Below are 15,182 nucleotides of genomic sequence, written 5' to 3'. Positions count from 1 at the left end.
AAGAAGCCAAGCTGTGGATAAATGATTACTATATACCCAACTGTTAGGTGATTTTTTATCTGAAATCGTAGCACTGTTGCTGCATTGGGGCTTTTAATCCTGTTTAGAAAGCTATTCTTAGTTCTTAAATTTTGAATCCTTTATTGTACAAATATTGGTGATGCCCCTTTGCATTCACCCTGATACTTTATTGTCCTTATTCACTAACCTTATTTTGTTTTATGTGGTATAATTCATTGCTCGAAAAAGATTTATTGCCCGATTTTTTAATTCGCTATGGCATCCGACAATTGGTCGAACAACGCTTGAGAGATGAAAATAAAGGCGAAACAGAATTACAGCATCAACATTTTCTGAATCTCCTTGAGGAGCTACGCAATTCGCCGATTGCTATCAATACGGCAGAAGCCAACGAGCAACATTATGAAGTGCCAACCCAATTCTATCAATATTGCTTAGGTAAGCACCTGAAATATTCTTGTGGCTATTGGAAAGAAGGAGTAACCGATTTGGATACTTCCGAAGCTGATATGCTTGAACTCACTTGCCAACGTGCCGAATTAGCCAATGGACAGGACGTGCTAGAACTTGGATGTGGATGGGGCTCACTGTCATTGTACATGGCTGCCAAATATCCTGCAAGCCGTTTTACAGTTGTGTCAAACTCAAAAACACAAAAGGCTCATATCGACGAACAAGCGCGTCAAAGAGGTATTGTAAACCTTCAAGTAGTAACCTCAGATATCAATGTGTTTGATACTCACAAAGATCATTATGACCGTGTAGTATCTGTCGAAATGTTTGAACACATGCGTAACTACAGGCTTTTATTACAGAAAATATCTTCATTCTTAAAGCCTTCAGGAAAGCTCTTTGTTCACATTTTTACACACAAAGAATATGCTTATAAGTTTGAAGTAATTGACGAGTCCGACTGGATGAGTAAATACTTCTTCACAGGAGGTATCATGCCTAGTGACCATTTGTTATTTTACTTTAACGACCACCTTTCGGTAGATAAGCATTGGCATGTGAATGGTACGCATTACGGCAAAACATCAGAAGTGTGGTTACAAAAAATGGATGCTCATAAAGCACAAATTATGCCTTTATTTGAGCAAACCTACGGAAAAGACCAAGCGGTGAAATGGTGGGTATATTGGCGTTTGTTTTATTTGGCTTGTGCCGAATTATTTGCCTACAACGGTGGTAATGAGTGGATGATTAGTCATTATTTATTCAAGAAAAACTAGATGGAAAAAATAGCAATCATTGGGACTGGCATTGCTGGGATGGGATGCGGTCATTTTCTTCATCAGGATTATGATATTTCTCTTTTTGAACAAAATAACTATATCGGCGGGCATACCAATACCGTGACCGTTGACGAAGCAGGTACGCATGTACATATCGACACAGGATTTATGGTCTTTAATTTTCAGACCTATCCAAATTTGTGTAAACTTTTTGATGAAATAAACGCTCCTATCAAAAAGACAGATATGTCTTTTAGTGTACAACACGTACCTTCTAAGCTCGAATATTGTGGCTCGGGATTCAATGGCTTATTTGCACAGAGAAAACAGCTTTTTTCATTGAAACACTGGAAAATGCTCTTGCAAATCGGTCGTTTTAATGAGCAATCTATCAAAATTTTGGACGATCCCAAATATCAAAATCATACACTAGGGGAATATATCCGTGAGTTTGGTTTTGGTGAGGACATGCTCTGGAAATACCTTGTGCCTATGAGTTCGGCAGTGTGGTCGACCCCTATGGAATTGATGCTTGATTTTCCTGCTGTTTCCTTGATACGATTCTTTTACAACCATGGTTTTCTGGGACTCAATACCCAACATCAGTGGTACACGCTCGATGGCGGAAGCCGTATGTATCGAGATATTTTGATAAAACCTTTTCAAGAAAAAATACAGTTAGGGCGTGCTGCGGTGAGTGTAAAGAAAGAAGCAAATGGCGTGAGCATATTGCTTAGTGATGGTACCACTGAACTTTTTGATAAAGTCATTATCGCTACGCATGGCGACCAAGCCTTAGGCTTGCTCGAAGAGCCCTCTGTTTTACAGGATAAATTATTATCAAAGTTTAAGTACCAGAAAAATATAGCAACGCTACACACCGACGAGTCTATTATGCCTCAAAATCGCTTGACTTGGAGTAGCTGGAATTACCGAATCGAGGCAACCGAAAATGGTTTGCAGCCTTCTATTATTTATTGGATGAATCAGTTGCAGGGCGTTTCAAAGAAGAAAAACTATTTCGTTTCGATTAATGCTCAGCCTAATATCGACCCTTCCAAGATATTGAAAGTAATCGAATATGAGCACCCGCTGTTTGATGTTCCAGCTATGCAAGCACAGCAACAATTGCATCTGCTGAATACCGAAGGTGGCATTTATTTCTGTGGAAGTTATTTCAAATATGGTTTCCATGAAGATGCTTTTACTTCAGCAGTGAACTTATGTAGAACGCTCACGGGCAAAAATATTTATGGCTCATGAAATCCTGTATCTATGAATGTAAGGTAATGCACCAGCGAAGCGAGCCCATCAAACATGGATTCACTTACAAGCTATTTATGTTTTACCTTGATTTAGATGAACTTGATATCATTCCAAAACATGTAAAATGGATTAGTCGAAATAGTTGGAATGTGTTTAGTTTTTTTGATAAAAACCATTTGCAATATCCTAAAGAAAAGCCTGAAACAAATAAAGATGTCAAGGAGCAAATCTTGACGTATTTGCATGCTAAAGGAATAGATTTGAAAGGTGGAAAAATTATGCTTTTGACCCACCTTACTACATGGGGATATCAGTTCAATCCAGTATCATTTTATTACTGTTTTGATGAAAAAGAACAACCTGTATGTGTTGTTGCGGAGGTGAGTAATACATTCAGAGAAATGAAACCCTACTTGATTCAGTCTTTTTTGGAAAAGGAAGAACGCTTTGAGCATCGAGAAATCAAGCATTTTTATGTGTCGCCTTTCATTGATATGGACGCCGAGTTTGACTTCAAACTTCGTATACCCAATGAGTCGTTGCATATCAAAATCGATGATTTCAAAGCTGATAAATCCTTTTTCAAAAGTACGCTTTGGGGTAAAAGGAAGCCACTAACCAATGCCAAAGTAGCTTGGTATGCCATTCGATTTCCGGTGATTACCCTTCGAATTATGTGGCTCATTCATTGGAATGCTTTGGTATTGTGGCTAAAACGGATTCCATTTTATGCCAAAAAATCGCATCCAGAGCTTCAACGAGACATATATAGACCCCTCTCTCACTAACCATAAATCCTGATTTTGTTATGACAACAACTTTGAAAAATACACAGCGTACCAAACCTAGCTTTTATCAAAAAGCGATTTTGGATGTTTTGCAAAAAATGACCTTGGGTAAATTACAAGTGACATTACCTAGTGGAGAAGTGTTGTTTTTTGGAAACACGCAGGTCTTTCCAACAGCTAAAATTGAGATAAAAGACGAACGATTTTTTAAGCATATTATGCTTTATGGAGATATTGGTTTTGGCGAAGCATACGTAATGGGCTTTTGGGATACTGATAATATTACAAATGTAATTCGTTGGTTTTTGGATAACCTCGAAAATGTCCCTGTTATTTCTGGAAATAAAACCCAAAACTGGCTTTTGAACTTACTCAAGCTGAGTAATAAAATCTATCATTTAGGGCGTGCCAATAGCTTGGATGGTTCAAGAAAGAATATCTCCGAACATTATGATTTGAATAATGATTTTTTTGCGCTGTTTCTTGACCCTTCCATGACCTATTCAAGTGCGTATTTTAAAGAAAAAGGTTTGTCATTGGAAGAAGCTCAACTCGAAAAGTATGAACGTTTGTGCCGTCAGTTGCATCTCAAACCTACCGACCATGTACTCGAAATTGGAAGTGGTTGGGGCGCTAATGCTATCTATATGGCCAAAAATTATGGTTGTAAAGTGACTTCTGTAACTATCTCGGAAGAGCAACACAAGCTTGCAACTGAGCGAGTAAAAGCCGAAGGCTTGAGCGATAGAGTCGAGATTTTGTTGAAAGATTACCGCCTGATTACTGGAAAATTCGACAAGATTGTTTCCATCGAAATGCTTGAAGCGGTTGGTCATGAATTTCTGCCAGTCTATTTTGCCAAATGTAACGAACTCCTCAAAAAAGATGGTATTCTGGCTTTTCAAGTAATTACTAGTCCTGATTCTCGCTATAGTTCTCTAAGAAAAGGTGTGGATTGGATTCAAAAATATATTTTTCCTGGCTCGTTATTACCGTCGGTAGGTGCTATTAACGAGGCTATCAACAAAACTAGCGATTTTACGATGGTCAACCTCAAAGATATGGGCTTAGATTATGCCTATACCTTGAAGTTATGGTATGACCAATTTCATCAAAATATTCAACAAGTCAAGGCGCTAGGCTTTGATGATACGTTTATTCGTAAGTGGAGTTATTACCTGAATTATTGCGAGGCAGCCTTTGCTAGTCGTAATATTCATGTGATGCAATTGACCTATACACGACCGAATAATACCACTCGATAAGTTTTTCGTACCTATATCGTTAACTCTCAAAACAAGCCTGTATTTTTGGCGAAGTATTCTTTGGGTAAAAGTAATTGAAATCGTATTAATACGAAGTTTATTGCTTTTACTCAAAGATTTTTTGCTATTACCCTATCATAAAACAGGAATAGGTATAAAATAGAAATACCTGAGTTTTGAGAAAAATGAAATTCCCTTTCTATTGCTTTTTGTTATTAATGACATTTGTTTGGGCTTGTAACTCTTCGGAGATTCCCAAGGATGTCACCCCAGCTTTTTATTATTGGAAAACTGTTTTTCAGTTGTCCGAAAACGAAGTACAAATCCTTACCGATAATCGTATTCAAAAGCTATACGTCAAGTATTTTGATGTAGATTTAGACGAGCGTACCGCAAAGCCGACTTTTAAAGCCGTATTGATACCGAAGCAAAAAGTGCCTCAAGGAATCAGTGTTGTACCCGTGGTATATCTGACCAATCAAACCTTGAAATGGCTTGAGCCTCGCTATTTGGAAGATTTTGCGGGTAAAATAGTAGATAAAATAGACATTGTTCATAAGAATTGGATAGGCGATCCGATAGGGAATAATGAAATTCAGATAGATTGTGATTGGACTTTATCTACAAAGAAAAAATATTTTACCTTACTAACGATTCTTCGTAAGAAGTACCCTCATATCAGCGTTACGATTAGGCTACATCAAATAAAATTTCCTGATAAGACAGGTGTGCCTCCTGTCGAAAGAGGTATGCTGATGTGCTATAATATGGCAGATTGGAAAAACGAAAAAACGACAAACTCGATTTTTACACCCGATGTCCTAAGCCAATATATCGGTGAATTGTCAGAGTATCCTTTGCCCTTGGATTTGGTAATGCCAGCCTTTCATTGGACAGTAGGGTATCGGAATCATCAATTTCAGTATTTTTTGAATGCTGTTAGCTCGAAGGATTTTAGCAATATCTCTTTGTTTGTGCGAGATAAAAATCGATTTGTTGCACAGCGAGATACCACTTTATGGGGGATTGGAATTCGTAAAGGAGACGTGTTCCGAACCGAGGAAGTTGCTTTTGATGACCTCTCAAAAGGTTGTAGATTGATAAAGAAGAAAATATCAAATCAAAAACTTACATTTGCCCTATATCATTTAGATTCCGAAAGTCTCAAAACTTACACACATGAACAAATTGAAGAACTATATCAACCTGAGTAGAAAGTCTGTTGCCTCGCTTGTGATTTTTACCATTTTGGCCTGTGGTCCTGGCATGGTAGATTATGATGAATTTATGAGTTTTTTCATGCCTGAATCTGCAACTGTAAATGGGGGTGATTTAAAATATGCGTATTCGTCACAGTTTTTTTATAATGATTATGACGATTATAACCTGACAAATGGTGATACTACTGACCACGAAAAAACACTCAATATTTCAGCTTGGAGCAAATATGTAGGAGGGAAGGTGTCTAAAAAACAAATAGAACAATCGCTTTACGGAACGTCTTCAGCACTGCAAGATTGGTTGACTAGTCATCAAAAAACTGAGGCCGCCGATTATATTACATTTGTTCGTGGTATCGACCAAGCGTATAAGCGTGAAACGGTTGATTATTTTACAGAAACTAAAGTTGATACAGTTGCTCTGGTTGAGTTATTTACAAATGCTAAAGCCGCATTGCCCCAGCTGAAAGATGAGTTTGTGAAGGAACGTTATGCCTTCCAAACAATTAAGTTGGCAATGATGAACGACCAACCGCAAGAGGCTTTGCAAGTATATGATGCAGCGATAAAACCGTTGAAAAAGAAGACCTATATCTCCGACTGGGCATTGTCTCGCAAGGCAGGAGCACTTATTGCCTTGGGCGATTCGGTACAGGCTTATTACGATTTTGCTCAAGTATTTGACCGTTGTCCAAGTCGTCGCCATGCGGCAGACTTGAGTATTCGCTCAAGAGGAATTGGATTTCAGGAAGGGGCGATTGCTTTATGTAAAAATAGCCATGAAAAAGCAGCAGTATATGCTTTCGCAGCCATCAAACCTAGCGAAGAAGGGTTGAAGTTTTTGGAGAAAATGGTTGATTTAGATCCAACACATCCTTTGATAGAATTAGTGATGTCGAGAGAAATTAATAAGAATGAAGCGCTTTATTACAAACAAGTAGATTATTGGATGGGCGAGCCTGATGCTAATAAAGAAAAAGAAAATCACGATAAGGCTATTCCATACTGGCAAAAACTAAAAGACTTTGCTACTGCTTGTTCGGCAAATCCACAAGTTCCCAAAACAGGTTTTTGGTTAGGAGCGCTATCTTATTTGGAATACATAGAAAAGAACTTTGATAAATCGGCTGAATATTTGGCTGAAGCAAAATTGGTGGTTAAGCCCAACACTGGTTTGAGCAAACAATTAGAAATTCAAGAATTACTATTGCTAAGTAACAAATCACCTAAAATTACGCCAGAATTAGAGGACGAAATTACACCTGTATTGGCATCATTCAGTAAACCAAAGGATTTTCGCATGAGTAATGCTTTGGCTGAGGCTTCAAAGCAATTGATAGCACGCTATTATGGTCGTTTGCCACACGAGAAGGAAGAAAAACAAGGATGGTTAGCGAGCTGTATGAATAAGAAAAGCGAACCTGAAAAAGTTACGATTCCTTATCCAAAAGCTAAGGCTTATTTGTTGGCTGCATTGACTAGCTACCAAACAAATGCGGGTTCTGAGTATGGAGGGTATATGTCGCAAACCGATATGTATGCCATCGAAGATACTACCGAATCTAAAACCATAGAACAAGTAATTGCTTATTTTCAAGAGAAAAAGAAATCAGCTTACGATACGTTATTACAATCGATGACAGGCTTTAGTCAAGATCATTTGTATGTTTTATTAGGTCGTCGTGCTTTGTCGGAGCATGATTATGCTAAGGCTGCCAAAGCTTTCGAAAAAGTAGCTCCAGAAGTCTGGCGTCAGGAGCCTTGGAAGAGCTATTTCAACGAGGATCCTTTCTTTATGACTACGACTAATAAAGAAAAGCGTAGTGCATATACTCCAGTAACTTTTGCACAAAAAATGCAAGAGTTGGCTAGTCGTTTGGCAGATAATCCAAATGACTTTGAGGCGGCTTATCTACTAGGTTGTGGAGCATACAGTATGTCTTATCAAGGCAACTCGTGGGTGCTATTGCGTCGCCAGTGGAGTTCAGGCGAGGTCAATGGTTATGTTCAGAAAGACTATGAAACGGACTATTATTTGGCTACTAAAGCAAAGAGTTATTTTGAAACAGCCCTAAAAAGTCCTGATGCCGAGCTTGCAGCTAAGGCTGCATTTGGAGCTGCCAAATGTGAAAATGCTGCCTTCTTTGTACATGCCAATAGCCAGTCTGGCGAAGAAGATTACACCGTATTTGAAGCACGAATCGCTAAAGATAAAGTTCGCGATTATGAGCACTATTTTACCCTTTTAAGAGAAAAATATAAAAATACTAAGTTTCAGAAATCCTTAATTCGTGAGTGCTCAGATTATAGCACTTTTGTGAAAGTCAAGAAGTAATAATTCTTTAAACGTCGGCTAGTCAAATAGATAGAATACCTATTCAATTTGATAAACAGGCACTTTTTTGTATTTTTACCATCAAGAATTAACATACAAAACAATGAAAAAAATATTTCTCTTCGTAGTACTGGTACTTTCTTTAACTAGTTGTCAAAAGACTGTTTATTTGACAGGAAGCTTGATGCACAACTTACAAGAAAACGAGCTAGATTTGACAAGAATACAATTCTACAATGACAATCCGCTCGTTTTGGAAAGAGAAGTTCCATCTTCAAATGCTAATATTAAATCAGGTAAAGTGTTTTTCAAAAATGGACGATATATCAACCGTATATCTTTGGATAAAAATACACCAGGAATGGTGCAGCGTGAAGAAAATGGTTCTTTGCTGATTACCTTTGAACAGTCTTCAGATGGAGAAAACTGGTTGCGTTTTGGAGCTGTTCCAGGAGAAAAAGGAGAATACTTTTATCAGTTGATTGATCAGAAGGGAAGTCCCAGTTTTTCAAGAATTGATTACGAAGGAAATATGTACTTAGTGATATATCCAACTAGAGTGAGATTGCTACTTGCAAAAAGTGTCTTAACGAATTTGAAGGTAAAAGAAAGACACATGAAAGGTGTTCGTGTAAAATAAATTGTGATTTCAGTTCACAAAAAAAGAGGCTTCGAAAGAGCCTCTTTTTTTTATCCATTGAAATAGAGCACTTAACCATTGAAAGACTCAGTAATGTAAAATATAGTATTTTTTTGATTTTCAGGAGGTAAGTGGCGTGAAATTTGATTCAAATAGGGTATCCGCCGTAAACCAACTAATCATTTATAAACTTGTATGAAATATACATTTTGGCTTAAGCTTTGCGTTTTGACAAGCGCATTCGCGAATCTTTCCTTTGTTGCTCCATTACCTTACAATAACAAAAACAAACTGAAGCAACTGACCTATAACAAAGATATAATCGCGACTTTAAAATCAGAAGATGACAATAGCGCTCCCAAGTCCTCATTAAGAGGTAGAGCAGTGGGACTTTCAAATGATCTTCTTAATCTTCAAACAATCGTTGAGCATGATCAAGTAAAGTTTGTATGGACATCAAGAGCAAATGATGTCCAAAAATACATCCTTCAAGCAAGCTCAGATTTAGAATACTATTCGGATGTTACCGAAATAAAAGCTGGGAAAAATAACGAAGTGCTCAGCTACACAGATGAGATTCAATCGCAAGATGCTGCAAAGTTCTATAGAATTCTTGCCGTGAAGTCAGACAAAAATATTCAGGCTTTTGCTCCACTGGCAGTTTATAGACCCGATTATAAAGGAGTAACTATTCATAGTAACGACGAATTGGATATGATTCGAGTACGTCAGGATGATGTTGAGTCAGCTGAAATTTTAGTAAGTACAGCATCAGGAATGGGTGTTCCATGTCAAGTAACAAAGAAAAGTGCTACAGAGGCAATCGTTTGGCCTAGCTATGAGCTATCAAATGGAGAATATAGCGTCCGTTTGCGTACCAGTAAAGGAGAACGTAAATTTAGACTACTCGTAGCAAAACCAGAAAAGATGTTTTAATATCATCAGACCACTAAATTATAGTCTTCAAAAAAGGATAGTCTTAACGATTATCCTTTTTTTATAAATAAATACAATGTTATGCTTGCATAATAATTTATTCTTGTACAAATTTACATATAATTTAGTATGCTTAGCATACCTTTTACTAACTGTAGCAATAGCCTAGGATATTCAAACCACTTAAACTCTTTTCAATCGTATCCGCGACAATTTTACAGTTATATTCTTGCCTCTCCTCAGAATTACACAGATGATTTATGTCCCAATAATGAAAATCTTGAAGAAATATGAAAGCAGACAAAACCGTAGATTATCATATCAAGGCAGGATGGCATGCAATTAGTAGAATGTATAATTCTTATGCAGCACAGTTTGATATGACCATGGCCATTGGATATGTTTTGTTGAATATCGACAAAAATGGAACTCCTGCCACCAAAATAGCTCCCGCACTAGGACTTGAGCCTCGCAGCTTGACTCGTATGCTCAAATCACTTGAAGATAAAAAGTGGATTCGTCGCGAAACCGACGAGGATGATCGCCGTGTCGTAAAGGTGTATTTGACAGAAGAGGGTAAACGTAAACGAGACAAAGCTCGCAATGGTGTGATTATGTTCAATAATTTAATTTATGAAAAAATTGGAGAAGAAAAACTACAGACTTTTTTTGAGGTAATGGAACAAATCAGTGAGGTAGTAGACTCTGAGGCTGCCAATTATAAGGCTGAGAATATCGAAGAGTTTCTGTAATAAAGAAGTCTTCGATAAGGGTATGAGCCAAAGGATAGTTTAGCGTTCTTTACTCTTTTGTTTCTGGAAAAAATACTATTTTTACTTTTTTTGAAAATATTTTAAATGTTATGCTTGCATAACATTTTTTTTATTTATTATATTTACAAAAAATTAGTATGCTTGCATACGATAGTTTAGCTTTTAGAAAATTTTCGAATCGTAAAATATTCAAAATATGGTACTTACAGATAGCAAATCATCCATCAAAGGAGGAGAGTTCTTGATAAAAGATATTGATGCTTCTCAAATTTTTATTCCTGAAGAATTCAATGAAGAGCAACAAATGATTGCTCAGACCTGTTTAGATTTTTTGCGTACAGAAGTACATCCAAGACTCGACGCTATTGATTATGCAAAAGATACTAACCTTATGGTTGAGCTTTTGGATAAAGCAGGAGAGTTAGGTTTGTTAGGAACTGCTATCCCTGAAGAGTTTGGCGGTTTTGGCATGAACTTCAATACTTCAATGTTGGTAACAGAAGCTTGCGGTGGAGGACACTCGTTTTCGGTAGCACTTTCGGCTCATACAGGCATTGGTACCTTGCCTATTTTGTATTACGGAACAGAAGAACAAAAAGCCAAGTATTTACCAAAATTAGCCACAGGCGAATGGAAAGCGGCATACTGTTTGACAGAGCCAGATTCGGGGTCGGATGCTAATTCAGGAAAAACCAAAGCGGTGTTATCTGAGGATGGCAAACACTATATTATCAATGGACAAAAAATGTGGATCACCAACGGTGGTTTTGCAGATTTGTTTATTGTTTTTGCCAAAATTGATAATGATAAGTCATTGACGGCATTTATCGTGGAAAAATCGTTTGGTGGTATTACCATGAACGAAGAAGAGCGTAAAATGGGTATCAAGGGTTCTTCAACACGTCAGGTATTCTTTAATGATTGTAAAGTGCCAGTCGAAAACCAATTGTACACTCGTGAGGGAGGTTTTAAGATTGCTGTAAATATTCTGAATATTGGTCGTATCAAATTAGCAGCTGCCGTAGTGGGGGCAAGCAAAGGAGTTATTTCGACTGCTGTAAACTATGCAAACGAACGTAAGCAGTTTGGCACAAGTATCTCTAGTTTTGGGGCGATCAAGCACAAAATTGGCGATATGATTGCTAAGGTTTTTGCCTCAGAATCGGCTTGTTATCGTGCAGGACAAAATATCGATGATGCCATTGATACGTTGCTTGCATCGGGAATGGAGAGTGGACAGGCTAAGTTAAAAGGCGTAGAGCAGTTTGCGATTGAATGTGCTATGCTAAAAGTACACGGCTCGGAGGTATTGGATTATGTTGTAGATGAAGGCGTACAGATTTACGGAGGCATGGGCTTTTCGGCTGAGGCACCAATGGATCGTGCATATCGTGACTCAAGAATCAATAGAATTTTTGAAGGTACCAACGAAATCAACCGTTTGTTGTCTGTAGGTACCATCGTAAAACGTGCCATGAAAGGTGAATTGAATTTGATGCCAGCGGCAATGGCAGTTGGTAAAGAAATTCTATCAATTCCTGATTTTGGTGCAGAGGAGGAAGATGGCTTATTTATTCCTGAGAAAAAAGCTCTCAAAAATATGAAAAAAGCCATTTTGATGATTGCTGGTGCATCGCTTCAGAAGTTTATGATGAAGTTTGAGGAAGAGCAGGAAATCATTATGAATCTGGCTGATATGTTGATTGAAACTTACGTGGCTGAATCGGCCTTGTTACGTGTAGAGAAACTGATTACACTTCGTGGAGAAGAGGCTTGTGCTTTGGAAAAAGATGCCGCATTGGTGTATTTACATACAGCAATCGACAAGTTGAACTCTGCAGGAAAAGTAGCTATCACATCATTTGCCGAAGGTGATGAGTTGCGTGTAATGTTGATGGGTTTGAAGCGCTTCACGAAAATCGAACCAATTAATTTGAAGGATGCAAGAAGAAGATTAGCTGATGCCGCCATCCAAAAGAACGGATATATTTTTATATAAGGATCAGTACTGTACGAAGGAATTCTAACTATTGCGGATTTGGGATTTCTGATTTCGGAAATAAAGAAAAATACCTTTATTTTTTACGAAATATAGAAGTTTACTCTTCCGAAATCCAACATCCGATATCCGAAATAAATGGTTTTTATAATCTTTCGTACAACCCTATATAAGGATTTAAAATCCATAGCAGGCAAAATTGTATTTGTAATATTATTAGAGACACTTTTTAACTTTGAGCTTACGGTATAAAGCCTAGCGCTTAAAGCGGGTAAAATGCCCACTAACTTAATTCGCTTAAAGCTATTAGATTAAAATTTATGAAGGGGATTTTTAGGTAAATAAAAAGGAGGCGATATTTTTCGCCTCTTTTTTTGTGTCATAGCTTGGGGATTGAGCATAAAAAAAGTCACTCCGTAAAGAGTGACTTTTTTATATATTGCTTTTGTCAAGAGACTATTTCTTTTTAGCTTCTTTAACTTTTGCAGCTCTACCGTGTTTGCCACGAAGATAGAACAATCTTGCACGACGTACTCTACCTTTACGCAATACTTCGATTTTGTCGATGTTTGGTGACAACAAAGGGAAAATTCTTTCAACACCTACACCGTTAGAAATTTTACGAACTGTGAAAGTCTCACCAGCACCGCTGTTACGACGTTGAATCACAGTACCTTGGAATACCTGAATACGTTCTTTGTTACCTTCACGGATTTTAACGTGTACGTTCAAAGTATCACCTGCTGAGAACTCGGGCAATTCTGCACGGCGTGCAGCGTTTTCAGCTTCTACCAATTTGATTAAATCGTTCATCTTGAATGATTTTTATTGTTTAAGTCCTAAATTTTTTGACTTGATTAATAACTAGCGGTGATATTAAAGGTCTGAAAAACAATACATTATTGTAGTTTGACTGCCCAATCACATAATTACTAAATCTTTGGGGGTGCAAAGTTCCGAAAAAAATATGTAAAACCAATAAATTGCTCAAGGATTTTAGAAAAAACTTGAAAGCCGTATGATGCATTTGGCTGTAAGCTACTATCATTAGGAGCAAAATCTTCAATTTTTCATCAGAAATACCATCTAACTTTTAGCCTACAGCATAAAGCCTAGAGCTACAAGCAGATAAAACTATTTTACTTTTGCCACTAACTTACTTTTGCACACATATTTAGCTTTAAAACAATGAGAAAGATATTTGATACCCAGCAGATTCGTAACTGGGATGCTTACACCATTGCACAGGAACCTATTGCTTCCATTGACTTGATGGAGCGCGCTTCTATAGCATTTACTGATAGGCTATTGTCTCTTTTTTCGGACAAAGATTTTACGATTTTCTGTGGAAAAGGTAATAATGGAGGCGATGGACTCGCTATTGCTCGAATGCTTGTGGCAATGAATAGGAAAGTTGAAGTTTATGTCGTAGACTATAGTGCTCAGGCTAGTCCTGATTTTGTGGTAAACTATGACCGACTAACTTCACTAACCACTATTCATCCCATTAAGAGCTTGAAGGATTTTCCCGTTATTGGACAAAACTGTGTTGTAGTTGATGCAATCCTTGGGTCTGGTACAAATAGACCCGTAGAGGGTATTTTGAAAGATGTTATTCAAGAAATAAACCAGAGTAAGCTTCCTGTTATTTCAGTAGATATTGCCTCAGGACTATATGTTTCTCAGCCAATTGCTAGAGGAAATACCATCATTCAACCTGATTATACCCTAACATTTGAAGCTCCCAAGCTGGCTTTTTTGATGCCGCAAAACCAATTATATGTGGGTGAGTGGGAGTGTTTGCCTATTGGACTTTCAAAAGAATATGTCCAAAATACCTCAACTTCCTTCTTTTGGACAGATATGGTGTCGCTTAAAAAAAGGGCAAAATTTTCACATAAAGGTACATTTGGGCACGCTTTACTGGCTGTCGGAAGTTATGGCTCGATAGGGGCGGCGGTACTTTCAGCAAAAGCTTGCTTACGTTCGGGAGTAGGCTTACTTACTACCTATATACCCGCATGTGGTTATGAAATCATGCAAGCTTCCGTGCCTGAAGCCATGTGCCAAACAGACCCAGCAGAAAAAGAATTGAGTGTTTGTCCCGACCTTGAGAAATACACTGTAATTGGTATAGGATGTGGCTTGGGGAAAAGTGAGAAAACAAAAGCTTTTTTGAAAGTACTTTTAAGACAAGTAAAAAGTCCTTTAGTTCTCGATGCAGACGCCTTAAATATCATGGCCGAAGAGGCAGATATGCTTGCTTTGATTCCTGCAAAATCCGTTTTGACACCGCATCCTAAAGAGTTACAGCGACTGATTGGATCTTGGGAAAATGATTTTGAAAAACTCGAAAAAGTAAAAGTATTTTCTCAAAAATATAATTGTATAGTTTTGGTAAAAGGAATGCATACTGCAGTTGTTTTACCAAATCAAGAAGTACACTTTAATTCGACAGGTAATCCAGGGATGGCAACGGGTGGTAGTGGTGATGTATTGACAGGCATAATTACAGCACTAATAGCACAAGGATATTCGTCGGAAGAGGCTGCGATTATTGGTGTATTCAAACATGGTGAAGCAGGAGATATGGCAGCACAGGAGAGGGGACAAATGGCCATGCTCCCAAGTGATATTATTGAGAAATTGAGATGGTAAAAGTTAATTAAGATTGATTGGATGAGTGATTATTTTAAAGTTTATA

General features: G+C 37.7%; 12 protein-coding genes. 11 read left to right on the top strand and 1 reads right to left on the bottom strand.

Annotated elements, in window-relative coordinates; genetic code table 11:
- Positions 1–221: 221 nt before the first annotated feature.
- From BWI92_RS03255 to BWI92_RS03210, 10 genes are all read left to right on the top strand, one after another.
- Positions 222–1,253, top strand: coding sequence for a cyclopropane-fatty-acyl-phospholipid synthase family protein (locus BWI92_RS03255; RefSeq protein ID WP_095160700.1), 1,032 nt, complete (start codon positions 222–224; stop codon positions 1,251–1,253).
- On the top strand, positions 1,254–2,519 hold the full coding sequence (locus tag BWI92_RS03250; protein ID WP_095160699.1) for an NAD(P)/FAD-dependent oxidoreductase: 1,266 nt from the start codon (positions 1,254–1,256) through the stop codon (positions 2,517–2,519).
- Complete coding sequence (locus tag BWI92_RS03245; RefSeq protein ID WP_095160698.1) at positions 2,516–3,310, top strand: DUF1365 domain-containing protein; 795 nt, start codon at positions 2,516–2,518, stop codon at positions 3,308–3,310. The genes BWI92_RS03250 and BWI92_RS03245 overlap by 4 nt, the downstream gene beginning before the upstream one ends.
- Positions 3,311–3,330: 20 nt before the next feature.
- A complete protein-coding gene (locus BWI92_RS03240; RefSeq protein ID WP_095160697.1) occupies positions 3,331–4,575 on the top strand; it encodes a cyclopropane-fatty-acyl-phospholipid synthase family protein in 1,245 nt (414 codons plus the stop codon).
- A gap of 185 nt (positions 4,576–4,760) precedes the next feature.
- Positions 4,761–5,789, top strand: coding sequence for a hypothetical protein (locus BWI92_RS03235; protein WP_141234682.1), 1,029 nt, complete (start codon positions 4,761–4,763; stop codon positions 5,787–5,789).
- Positions 5,755–8,130 (top strand): hypothetical protein, encoded by a 2,376-nt coding sequence (locus BWI92_RS03230; protein ID WP_095160695.1) that lies wholly within the window; start codon positions 5,755–5,757, stop codon positions 8,128–8,130. The genes BWI92_RS03235 and BWI92_RS03230 overlap by 35 nt, the downstream gene beginning before the upstream one ends.
- 103 nt (positions 8,131–8,233) lie before the next feature.
- Positions 8,234–8,770, top strand: a complete 537-nt coding sequence (locus BWI92_RS03225) for a hypothetical protein (protein ID WP_095160694.1) — start codon at positions 8,234–8,236, stop codon at positions 8,768–8,770.
- 195 nt (positions 8,771–8,965) lie between these two features.
- Complete coding sequence (locus BWI92_RS03220) at positions 8,966–9,706, top strand: hypothetical protein (RefSeq protein ID WP_095160693.1); 741 nt, start codon at positions 8,966–8,968, stop codon at positions 9,704–9,706.
- A gap of 290 nt (positions 9,707–9,996) precedes the next feature.
- A complete protein-coding gene (locus tag BWI92_RS03215; protein WP_095160692.1) occupies positions 9,997–10,458 on the top strand; it encodes a MarR family winged helix-turn-helix transcriptional regulator in 462 nt (153 codons plus the stop codon).
- A 217-nt stretch (positions 10,459–10,675) separates the two neighbouring features.
- Entirely contained in the window at positions 10,676–12,478 is a 1,803-nt protein-coding gene (locus tag BWI92_RS03210; protein ID WP_095160691.1) for an acyl-CoA dehydrogenase family protein, read from the top strand.
- Between the two features lie 456 nt (positions 12,479–12,934).
- On the opposite strand, the gene rplS is transcribed toward BWI92_RS03210, so the two are convergent.
- A complete protein-coding gene (rplS, locus tag BWI92_RS03205; protein ID WP_095160690.1) occupies positions 12,935–13,291 on the bottom strand; it encodes a 50S ribosomal protein L19 in 357 nt (118 codons plus the stop codon).
- A gap of 375 nt (positions 13,292–13,666) precedes the next feature.
- On the opposite strand from rplS, the gene BWI92_RS03200 reads away from it, so the two are divergent.
- Positions 13,667–15,136, top strand: coding sequence for an NAD(P)H-hydrate dehydratase (locus tag BWI92_RS03200; protein WP_095160689.1), 1,470 nt, complete (start codon positions 13,667–13,669; stop codon positions 15,134–15,136).
- The last annotated feature ends 46 nt before the right edge of the window (positions 15,137–15,182 follow it).

It is taken from the genome of Flectobacillus sp. BAB-3569 (genome assembly GCF_002270355.1).
GTDB classification, from domain to species: Bacteria; Bacteroidota; Bacteroidia; order Cytophagales; family Spirosomataceae; genus Flectobacillus; species Flectobacillus roseus.
This window is presented reverse-complemented; position numbering and strand designations above follow the sequence as displayed.

Coding starts and splice junctions, on each gene's coding strand:
- BWI92_RS03255 (WP_095160700.1), top strand. CDS start 222: ATGTGGTATAATTCATTGCTCGAAAAAGATTTATTGCCCGATTTTTTA.
- BWI92_RS03250 (WP_095160699.1), top strand. CDS start 1,254: ATGGAAAAAATAGCAATCATTGGGACTGGCATTGCTGGGATGGGATGC.
- BWI92_RS03245 (WP_095160698.1), top strand. CDS start 2,516: ATGAAATCCTGTATCTATGAATGTAAGGTAATGCACCAGCGAAGCGAG.
- BWI92_RS03240 (WP_095160697.1), top strand. CDS start 3,331: ATGACAACAACTTTGAAAAATACACAGCGTACCAAACCTAGCTTTTAT.
- BWI92_RS03235 (WP_141234682.1), top strand. CDS start 4,761: ATGAAATTCCCTTTCTATTGCTTTTTGTTATTAATGACATTTGTTTGG.
- BWI92_RS03230 (WP_095160695.1), top strand. CDS start 5,755: ATGAACAAATTGAAGAACTATATCAACCTGAGTAGAAAGTCTGTTGCC.
- BWI92_RS03225 (WP_095160694.1), top strand. CDS start 8,234: ATGAAAAAAATATTTCTCTTCGTAGTACTGGTACTTTCTTTAACTAGT.
- BWI92_RS03220 (WP_095160693.1), top strand. CDS start 8,966: ATGAAATATACATTTTGGCTTAAGCTTTGCGTTTTGACAAGCGCATTC.
- BWI92_RS03215 (WP_095160692.1), top strand. CDS start 9,997: ATGAAAGCAGACAAAACCGTAGATTATCATATCAAGGCAGGATGGCAT.
- BWI92_RS03210 (WP_095160691.1), top strand. CDS start 10,676: ATGGTACTTACAGATAGCAAATCATCCATCAAAGGAGGAGAGTTCTTG.
- rplS (WP_095160690.1), bottom strand. CDS start 13,291: ATGAACGATTTAATCAAATTGGTAGAAGCTGAAAACGCTGCACGCCGT.
- BWI92_RS03200 (WP_095160689.1), top strand. CDS start 13,667: ATGAGAAAGATATTTGATACCCAGCAGATTCGTAACTGGGATGCTTAC.